General features: G+C 48.2%; 5 protein-coding genes. 3 read left to right on the forward strand and 2 right to left on the reverse strand.

Going from position 1 to position 8544, the window contains the following annotated elements; all coding sequences use genetic code 11:
• Window positions 1-439 precede the first annotated feature (439 nt).
• Window positions 440-1120 (reverse strand): TetR/AcrR family transcriptional regulator, encoded by a 681-nt coding sequence (locus VZT47_RS04365; RefSeq protein ID WP_330223754.1) that lies wholly within the window; start codon window positions 1118-1120, stop codon window positions 440-442.
• Window positions 1121-2752: 1632 nt separating this feature from the next.
• On the opposite strand from VZT47_RS04365, the gene VZT47_RS04370 reads away from it, so the two are divergent.
• Together VZT47_RS04370 and VZT47_RS04375 are read left to right on the forward strand one after the other, a co-directional pair.
• Window positions 2753-3334: a hypothetical protein gene (locus VZT47_RS04370; RefSeq protein ID WP_330223755.1), complete on the forward strand. Its 582-nt coding sequence runs from the start codon at window positions 2753-2755 to the stop codon at window positions 3332-3334.
• Window positions 3335-3443: 109 nt separating this feature from the next.
• A complete protein-coding gene (locus VZT47_RS04375) occupies window positions 3444-5222 on the forward strand; it encodes a carbon starvation CstA family protein (RefSeq protein WP_330223756.1) in 1779 nt (592 codons plus the stop codon).
• Between the two features lie 891 nt (window positions 5223-6113).
• Here VZT47_RS04375 and nrdG read toward each other — a convergent pair.
• Window positions 6114-6668 carry an anaerobic ribonucleoside-triphosphate reductase activating protein gene (gene nrdG, locus VZT47_RS04380; RefSeq protein WP_330223757.1) on the reverse strand — a complete coding sequence of 185 codons (555 nt, stop codon included), beginning with the start codon at window positions 6666-6668 and terminating at the stop codon, window positions 6114-6116.
• Window positions 6669-7473: 805 nt separating this feature from the next.
• On the opposite strand from nrdG, the gene VZT47_RS04385 reads away from it, so the two are divergent.
• A partial coding sequence (locus VZT47_RS04385) for an SWIM zinc finger family protein (protein WP_330223758.1) occupies window positions 7474-8544 on the forward strand: 1071 nt, incomplete at its 3' end.

Genomic DNA, 8544 nt, shown 5'->3' on the forward strand with positions numbered 1-8544 from the left:
GAGGGCCTGTTCAGTGATTTCCTGTTCCGTCAGGGAATGCGGCTGCCCATGATTATCATTACAGGGAATTTCAATTCGCTTAAACATGCTCAACTTAAAACGGGGAAACTACACAGGAACGGAAAAAGGCGCAATCATCCGGCCGGAATGGAGGATCAGGCCATTGTGACCATTACAGGAAATGGAAATGGGATCAGCAGAAAAATCGGAAAATGGAAGGAGCTGGCCATGATATCTGTTTTTCCGGAACGGTTACATAAGGGTTTCCCCCATTCCCGGTTTCCGGCTGGCAGGGAGCGGGATCCCTGATTTCCTTCTTGAATCCAAAAAACCACACTTCAGCCATAGAAGTGTGGTAAAAATTTCGTTTGAGGATGGATGTATGCCTTGCTGCTTAAAAGGAATAAAGGCTCTGTTGGGCATGAGGAGCGGACCGGATTTATTCTTCCGGTTCTTCCACCGGCGCATCCCGGAGATGCTTTCCGATGTATTTCCAGAGCTCATCCCGTTCGTGAAGGTGGGCGATGATACCGCTCATTTCATCCCGGGGGACCCCATGGAGGTAAAGGACCAGGGAGAGCACAGGATCCAGATATTTCTCATAGTCAAAAGGCTCATTGAAATAATGAGCCATGACGCAGCCGCCCATGGCGCTTCGTACGGTGAGGGCCTGATGGAAGGTTTCTTCCCGAGAGTAGGGGGTGGCGGTATCTTTAAAGAGTTCATACTCCAGCTCTGCATAGACTTCCACGAATTTTTCAAAAATCGCGGGGGACGTATAACCTGCGTAGAAGCATTCGCACACGATGGGGCTGGCATGGATGGCATGCATTTCTATGGCAATAGCAGCCATGCACTTATAGTCTTCCGATTCCCCTTCGCAGACTTCATCGATGCTTTTGATGCACTGCTTCGTGAGCGACAGGATGAGGGACTGAAAAATTTCGTCCTTATTTTTATACAGATAATAAATACTCCCAGTCAGTATGCCGGACTTATCCACAATCTGGCGGATGGTGGTCTTCTTGTAACCCTGGGACGTAAAGAGGTCCTTGGCCGCATTCAGGATTTTCTTCCTGACTTCTACTGTATGCTGCTCTGACCATTGTCTTCCCTTCATAATAACACTCCCTGTCTCTGTTCCCCGCAGTACTGAAGGCGGTGATTAAGTACTCAAAACGTATCGGCATGACTTTCAATATAGATACGGGAGGACCTATAAATTTCCAAGAATAATATCATAAAATATTTTCATAAAATTGAAAATATTTTATGAAATAGACTTACAGTCAAGAAAAAAGATGGTATAATGATATTAGTTGAACATGGTCAACTAAATACTTCCCGATGAACTTCAACTCCCCGGGAAGGGGAGTCGGGATGCAAAGAAGGAGGTGGGCTGACTTTTCAACTGTTCGAGTTTTCTGATTGTTATTTATCCCTCTCTCTGAAACCCTGGAAGTCTCCCCTCTTTCGGGGTTTTTACGTGCTCAAAAAGAAGGGGCCTGAAAGGATCGGGCCCGCCGCCTGCACTATACCTATTATAAGGTGTAAGAGGAAAAATGGGACAGGTGAAACAGGAAAATTTTCGTATTTTCTTCAACGATTTCCCCAATGCAGTCCGGCTGCCGGTTCATTATGCAGGGTAAACTTTAAGAACGCCGCTCGGGGTGGGAATAAATAAGTTTTATAATAAATAAGTGACTGAAAGTCGGAAAAGAGCTTGCGTTTTTGGAAATAAATGGTATAATATTCACATAAGTTGACTTGAAGTCAACTTACAAACAAAAGATGACCTCCCTTTTCCAATCCCCGGGAAGAGGCGGGGCAAAAATCCCTATTATCAGGAGGTGAAAAGGACTACTGGTATTTCTGATTCTTTTGAATAATAATTTACCCTCTCTCCAAAACCCGTCGGTTTCCCCACCGGCGGGTTTTCATGTGGAGGAAACCATTTGGCGATGGCTCCTGTAAAAGTTCATGACCGGGGATCATACGGATTTGCGGGAAGATCGGCTGACACATAAAAACTGCTGAAAAGTACCAGATAAAAAATATCCTGGATTTCGTGATTCTGTAACTTTTGAATCATTCTTTTTCAATGACTGTAAGCGTTTCGTGATTATCGTGAATCGTGATTATCGTGGCGGTACTGGCATCAAATCTGGAAGCGCGCCCTTTTTATATGGAAAATCATTCTTCGCTGTATGTTAAACGCGTATATAAAGGACCGCACTATGAATTTTTTGCGGCCCACCTTCACGACAGCCACGAGCCACGGCAGCCACGATCCGACGAAAAGTCTTTGAAAAGTACGAATTCCGGTTCAAATAAAATGGTATGATGATTGAAATCTTGTTTCGTACTTTTTCAGCACCCTGGACATACAGGGGCCTTTTTCTATATATATGTAAATATAAAGGGAGAAATGGACTCCTGTATCAGGCTGCGGGAGGGGATCACTTTCCGGGATTCGACAGGTACCGGTATTTCCATCAGGAATGGATTTCCAGTGGGTGATTTGACTTTACAAGGGTCTACTTAAAGAATATACTATATGTATAAAGGTATCAATAAACCCGAAAGTTGATGTATAAGCATTCACTATATGGGCTTAGCTATAACTATTATTTTAAGTTGCTATAGATAAGTTTTATTGGCTAATGGCCAAATTAAAGAGTATAGTTGTACCAACATCATCTAATCAGGTTTTTTATTTATTACATTTTATTATGGAAGAAAGGAGGGGCTTATGGAGAACAGGAAGAGAGCGGTGGAAAGGCTGATATCTGGTTATCGCCGGTATTACAATATCACCCGTTTCGATGGAGGATCTCCGGAGGAAACAAAGGGGCTTGTGGAAGCAGCCCGTTTGGAGAAACCGGAATTTTCCGGAGATGCCCAGCTCTCCGCAGTATGTGAGTACTATGAACAGCTGGAGAAATATTTCTTTTTCCACTCGGCTAAGCTGTGGGCTACGGCGCAGGAGGAATTCCTGTTCATATTCAATGTGCCGCATCTGACGCTGCCGCTGTTCGAGGAGCTCAGGGATTATGCCTTGAACACGGGTATGGATCTGGCCCACATCGGACCGGGCCACATGTATACCTACATTTCTCCCATTTTCGTCTGTGGAACCATGGATGAAGATGCGAGAAAAGCATTGAGGAAATGCAAGTATTATAAGACCTTCCGCTTTTCCTTCCATGGATGGATGGAATACCATGCGGGGGCACTGGATCTTTCCAGCGGGCGGTTTGATTTCAATTCCGCCGGCAAGTGCATGGAAAAAGGGCTGAAAAAGGTTTTTGAAAACTATCAGTTGTTAGCATAGTTTCTGCTGCCCGGGTAGTATAGGATGATGGGAATCGGGCGGCGCGCGTTCCAATTTCATATGGCCAATGGCGGCCAAATCTACTGGTTTCCCTGGAAAGGGGGATAAAATGAATACTTTAGTTTTATTGGCAGTTTGTTTAGTCATCCTGCTGTGCGGTTATATTTTCTATGGCCGCTGGCTCGTTAAGCAGTGGGGCGTAGGCGAAGGCGACATCCCGACCCCGGCTCACACCATGGAAGATGGCGTCGATTATGTACCGGCAAAAGCTCCGGTCCTCATGGGTCATCACTTCTCCTCCATTGCCGGCGCAGGCCCGATTACCGGCCCGATCGCAGCAGCTATGTTTGGATGGCTCCCGGTAACCCTCTGGGTACTGGTAGGTGGTATCTTCTTCGGCGGCGTTCATGATTTCGGTGCCCTTTTTGCGTCTGTCCGTCACAATGGCCAGTCCATCGGTGAAATCATCGAAGCCAACATGTCCAAGAAGGCAAAACAGCTCTTCATTATTTTCTCCTACCTCACCCTGATCCTTGTCGTTGCAGCCTTTGCAGCAATCGTAGCTTCCACTTTCGGCGCTACCTTTGAAAACGGCGTACTCAACGAAGCAAAGAGCGCTACCCCGGCATCTGTTGCCATGGTATCCATTCTCTTCATCGTTATTGCAATCATCTTTGGTTTTGCCGTTTATCGCCGTCATGATTCCTTTGCCGTATCCACCCTCTGCGGTGTGGCAGCCATCGTCATCTGCATGGCTGTCGGCATGAATTTCCATCCCTTCTATTTCACCACCACCACCTGGATGTGGCTGGTCGGCCTCTACATTACCATAGCATCCGTAACTCCTGTCTGGATTCTCCTGCAGCCCCGCGATTACCTGTCTTCTTTCTTACTCTATGCAATGCTCATCGTTGCTATTATCGGCATTGTAGGCGCTCATCCTGACATCAACCCGGATCTCTTCCCGGCATTCACCAATTTCGTTGTAACCAACAAGGCAGGCACCCAGTACCTGTTCCCGATCCTGTTCACCACCGTAGCTTGCGGCGCTATTTCCGGTTTCCATTCTCTCGTATCCTCCGGCACCACTTCCAAACAGCTGGATAAAGAAAAGGATGCAAAACCGATTGCTTACGGCGGCATGCTTCTGGAATGCGTACTCGCTATCATCACCCTCTGCGCTATCGCCTATGCTAGAGAAACCGGTCATGTAAAAGGCGCAACCGATATTTTCGCAGGCGGCATCGCAGCTATGATCGCAGCCATCCCGGGATTCTCCGGCATGGAAAATATCATGTACACCCTGCTGGTTCTGACCTACTCCGCATTCTGCCTCACCTCTCTTGATACCGCAACCCGTCTTGCCCGCTTCATGTTCCAGGAATTCTGGCTGGAACCCGGCCAGACACCGAAGGATATCAATGGCGGCTTCAAGAAACTCATGGTTAACCCCTACTTTGCAACCATCCTCACTGTAGTTCTCGGCATCATGCTCGGCATGGGCGGATTTGCCAAGATCTGGGGTCTCTTCGGCGCAGCCAACCAGCTGCTCGCAGCCATCGGCCTCATTGCAGTAGCAGCATGGCTTGGCAATGCAGGCAAGAACAACAAGATGTTCCTCGTACCGATGTCCTTCATGCTGGTTGTTACTATTTCTTCTCTGGCCATTATCGTGAAGAACCAGACCGGCATGATCATGAAAGGCGCTGCCGACTGGGGTCCCTACGCTCAGGCCATCATCGGAGCTCTCCTGATCATCCTGGCCCTCCAGCTGGCTGTAGAAGGTTACAAGACCGTTATGCATCCCCATGCTGAAAAGAAAGTCTTCGGCGAACCCACTGAAACCCAGATGGACGAAGGCGAACTTCTCGGCGACGATAAGGACTGATCCTTCTCTGTAGAGTGGAAATAAAAAAGCCGACCTCGAAAGGGGCCGGTTTTTTAGTGCGTCAATGGAGAGATAGCTGGTTGGAGTCAGCTGCTTTTTTCGGATTGGGGATTGGGGATTTCGGATTGCGGGAAGGTGGCGGCCTGATGGGCCAATTTTTATATTGGGGCTTAGCACAGGCGAAGTTGAAAGACCAGAGAGCAGAAGAAAGGAGTAAAGGGAGGAGGCACCGCTGATGCGGGGCGATTGTATATGGGAATTTTGAACAGGCAGGTTTGAAAAGCCAAAATATCAATATATAGTAATATCTGAGCAAGAAGACACAATATTTGCCGCTTTAAGCGTTTCGGAAGAGCGGAATGAAAAATTATACCTTCGAAGCGGGAAAGGCTTTGGAAAGGGCCTTTTTTCGCGTTTTTGAAAGGAATGGACTCGGAGCCGGAACTGTTTCAGGGGAATCATACGATTATTTTTCCGAAGCAGGGACAATTGGAGACCGATGGCTAATAGCTGATAGATGATAGATGATAGATGATGACTGATACCTGTTACCTTTTCCTCAATGTACAGTTTCCGCAAAAACAGCTTCCCTTCCGGAATAGAGCCGGTACATAATTAACCCATTAACCTCAATGCACAGATTTACAAAGAATTCTTCCTTTCTGGCACAAAGCTGCCATGTTCATTATCTGTTAACCCCACTGTACAGTTTCTGCAAAACCAGCTTTCCTTCGGGAGGAAAGCTGGCAGGATATTACACCCTTAGCTTCTATACCGTTCCCCGGCACAAATGGGACACTGATAACTATGAACTGATAACTGTTAACTTTCAACGCAGCCCATGAAAAAGGCCCGCCAAAGGCGGGCAGAGGGTGCAGTCATTCATAAATATCAGATCTTCGAATTCGGGCTCATGCTGGTGTCTCCCGGATCCCAGGAGATAACTTTGCCTGATTTCAGACTTTTCTGTACGTCGATGGTGCGCTGGTTGGAGGAACCTTTGAAGAGGAGGGTCACGTCCTTTTTATCCAGCATGAATTCTCCATCCACCAGGACGTCGATATGTTTCAGAAGCTCCATGGTTTCCGGCATGGCTTTGGCAAAGTGGCCCAGAAGGTCTCTGTCGTAAAGGTAGCCCGTGAAGCACCAGAGGGTTTTCTGCGGGTACATTTCCTTGAAACGGGTGACCAGGGAAAGGAGCCCTTTCTGATTCACCGGTTCCATGGGTTCCCCGCCCAGGAGGGTCATGCCTTCATAGAATTCCTGGCCCAGTTCTTTCAGGATGTAGTCTTCCACTTCCTTTGTGAAAGGTTTGCCGTACTTGAAATCCCAGGTTTCCGGATTGAAACAGCCTTTGCAGTGATGGGTGCAGCCGGAAACAAAGAGGGAAAGCCGGATGCCCGGGCCGTTGGAAATATCGTATTCCTTGATATTGGCGTAGTTCATGATTTTTGTGCTCCTTTAGCGAGAAATTGGTGTTGAGTCTCTATCGGTATTCGGGTGTTAGCCTCACCGCGGCACGTCACTGCATAGTCACGTTCGAGACTTCGTGGTTCGTGATTCGTGGTTCGTGAAGGATATGGTTTGCTGCGCAAACCAATTTTATGAAGTGCGCTTCGCGCACGGGCCTTTGGCCCCGCGGATGGATGGAGGCAGAAGCGATGAAAGTGAAAGAGCAGGGTGTTTCTTTATCGGTTTTCGGGTGTCAGCCTCACCCCGGCATGCCACGGTGGATTCTCATATCGAGATTTCGGGGTGCGGGATGCGGGGTTCGGGAAGGATATGGTTTTCCTGCGGAAAACCAATTTATATAGTGCGCTGCGCGCACGGGCCTCTGGCCCTGCGGGGGGATAGAGGCAGAAGCGATGAAAATGATGGAGGCGTGTGCTCCTTTAGCGAGAAAATTGGGTTGAGTCTTTATCGGTTTTCGGGTGTCAGCAAACCGCGGCACGCCACGGTGGATTCTCATATTGAGATTTCGGGGTGCGGGGGGCGGGGAGGATATGGTTTTCCTGTGGAAAACCAATTTTATGAAGTGCGCTTTGCGCATGGGCCTCCGGCCCTGGGGGATATTTCTATTTTATCAGTCAGGGCAGTGCGGAATTTTTTGTGCTTGCGCTACACTGACAATACATATTGTACCTTGATTATTGCTTAAATACAATAGGTACCATATATTTCTAATTTCTGTACAATGAGCTGTCAGATGTATTATGATAAAAAGAAAGCCCTATCGATGAAGGAGGAAATCATGGTGAATAAGGACTGGAAGGTTCTTTTCTCGAAGACCATTCTGGGGCGGGGAAAGAAGTATGCCCAGGAAGGGGCGGTAGAAAAGCTTATGAAGGAGGGAGACCGGCTGCGGGCTATCGTGACGGGGACGGAGAATTACCTGGTGGAAATTTCGCTCAGAAACGGGATGCCTGTGACCATGGACTGCACCTGTCCCTATGCGTCGGACGGGAAGAATTGCAAGCATATGGCAGCCGTCCTTTTTGCGCTGGAAAATGAGGAAAAAGGAGAGTCCCTTCCTTCCGCATTGCCGGAAGGGGGCGGGATTTTACCATCTTCCGGAAGTGGTTCTCCCGTTATTCCGCCGGTGGTTTCTTTGCCGGGGAAGAAGGGTGTCCCGGCGCCTCAAATGCCCGCAAAGAAGACGGTCGATGAAATCATAGACGGTCTTTCCAAAGAGGAGCTGGCGAGCCTTATGAAGAAGATGGTGCGTCTGGATGATAATCTGGCAGACCTGGTCTATATACGGAAGGCCCCGAGCCTTTCCAAAGAGGAAATCAGGGAGTGGAAGCGGGAAATCAACATCATTTTCAATCGCCATAAAAAAGGCGGCATGATTGAATATTATGATGCTTTTGATTTCCAGAGCGAAATCTGTGATTTCCTCGACACGAAAGTCACGGGTCTTTTAGACGCCGGCCATTTTGAGGAAGCTTTCGAGCTTTCCCGCTATATTTTCGTCAAACTGGGAAAAACGACCATCGATGATGACGGGGAAGTGGCCGAGATTTCCAATACCTGCATGAATCTCTGGCGGCGGATTGTGAAAGAATGCCCGAAGGAAATCCATGACAAAATCGACAGCTGGTTCAGGAAACATGCCTTTGACGGGTCCGTGGCGGATTACATGGAAGATTACCTGCAGGATTTCCTGCAGAATGAGCTGGCTACGGAGGAAGAACTCCGCCGGCAGCTTCTCGTGCTGGATGACCGGATTGACGCTTATGCCCATCGGACGGAAAGTCCCTATGTGCGGGATATTTCCACCATAACCACCTCCGACGGGGTGTCGAAACGGATGGAAATCATG

The organism is Dialister sp. (genome assembly GCF_036343215.1).
GTDB lineage: Bacteria > Bacillota > Negativicutes > Veillonellales > Dialisteraceae > Dialister.

Bases quoted from the DNA above. Each gene is read 5' to 3' on its own strand.
- VZT47_RS04365 (WP_330223754.1), bottom strand. From the start codon at position 1,120: ATGAAGGGAAGACAATGGTCAGAGCAGCATACAGTAGAAGTCAGGAAG.
- VZT47_RS04375 (WP_330223756.1), top strand. From the start codon at position 3,444: ATGAATACTTTAGTTTTATTGGCAGTTTGTTTAGTCATCCTGCTGTGC.
- VZT47_RS04370 (WP_330223755.1), top strand. From the start codon at position 2,753: ATGGAGAACAGGAAGAGAGCGGTGGAAAGGCTGATATCTGGTTATCGC.
- nrdG (WP_330223757.1), bottom strand. From the start codon at position 6,668: ATGAACTACGCCAATATCAAGGAATACGATATTTCCAACGGCCCGGGC.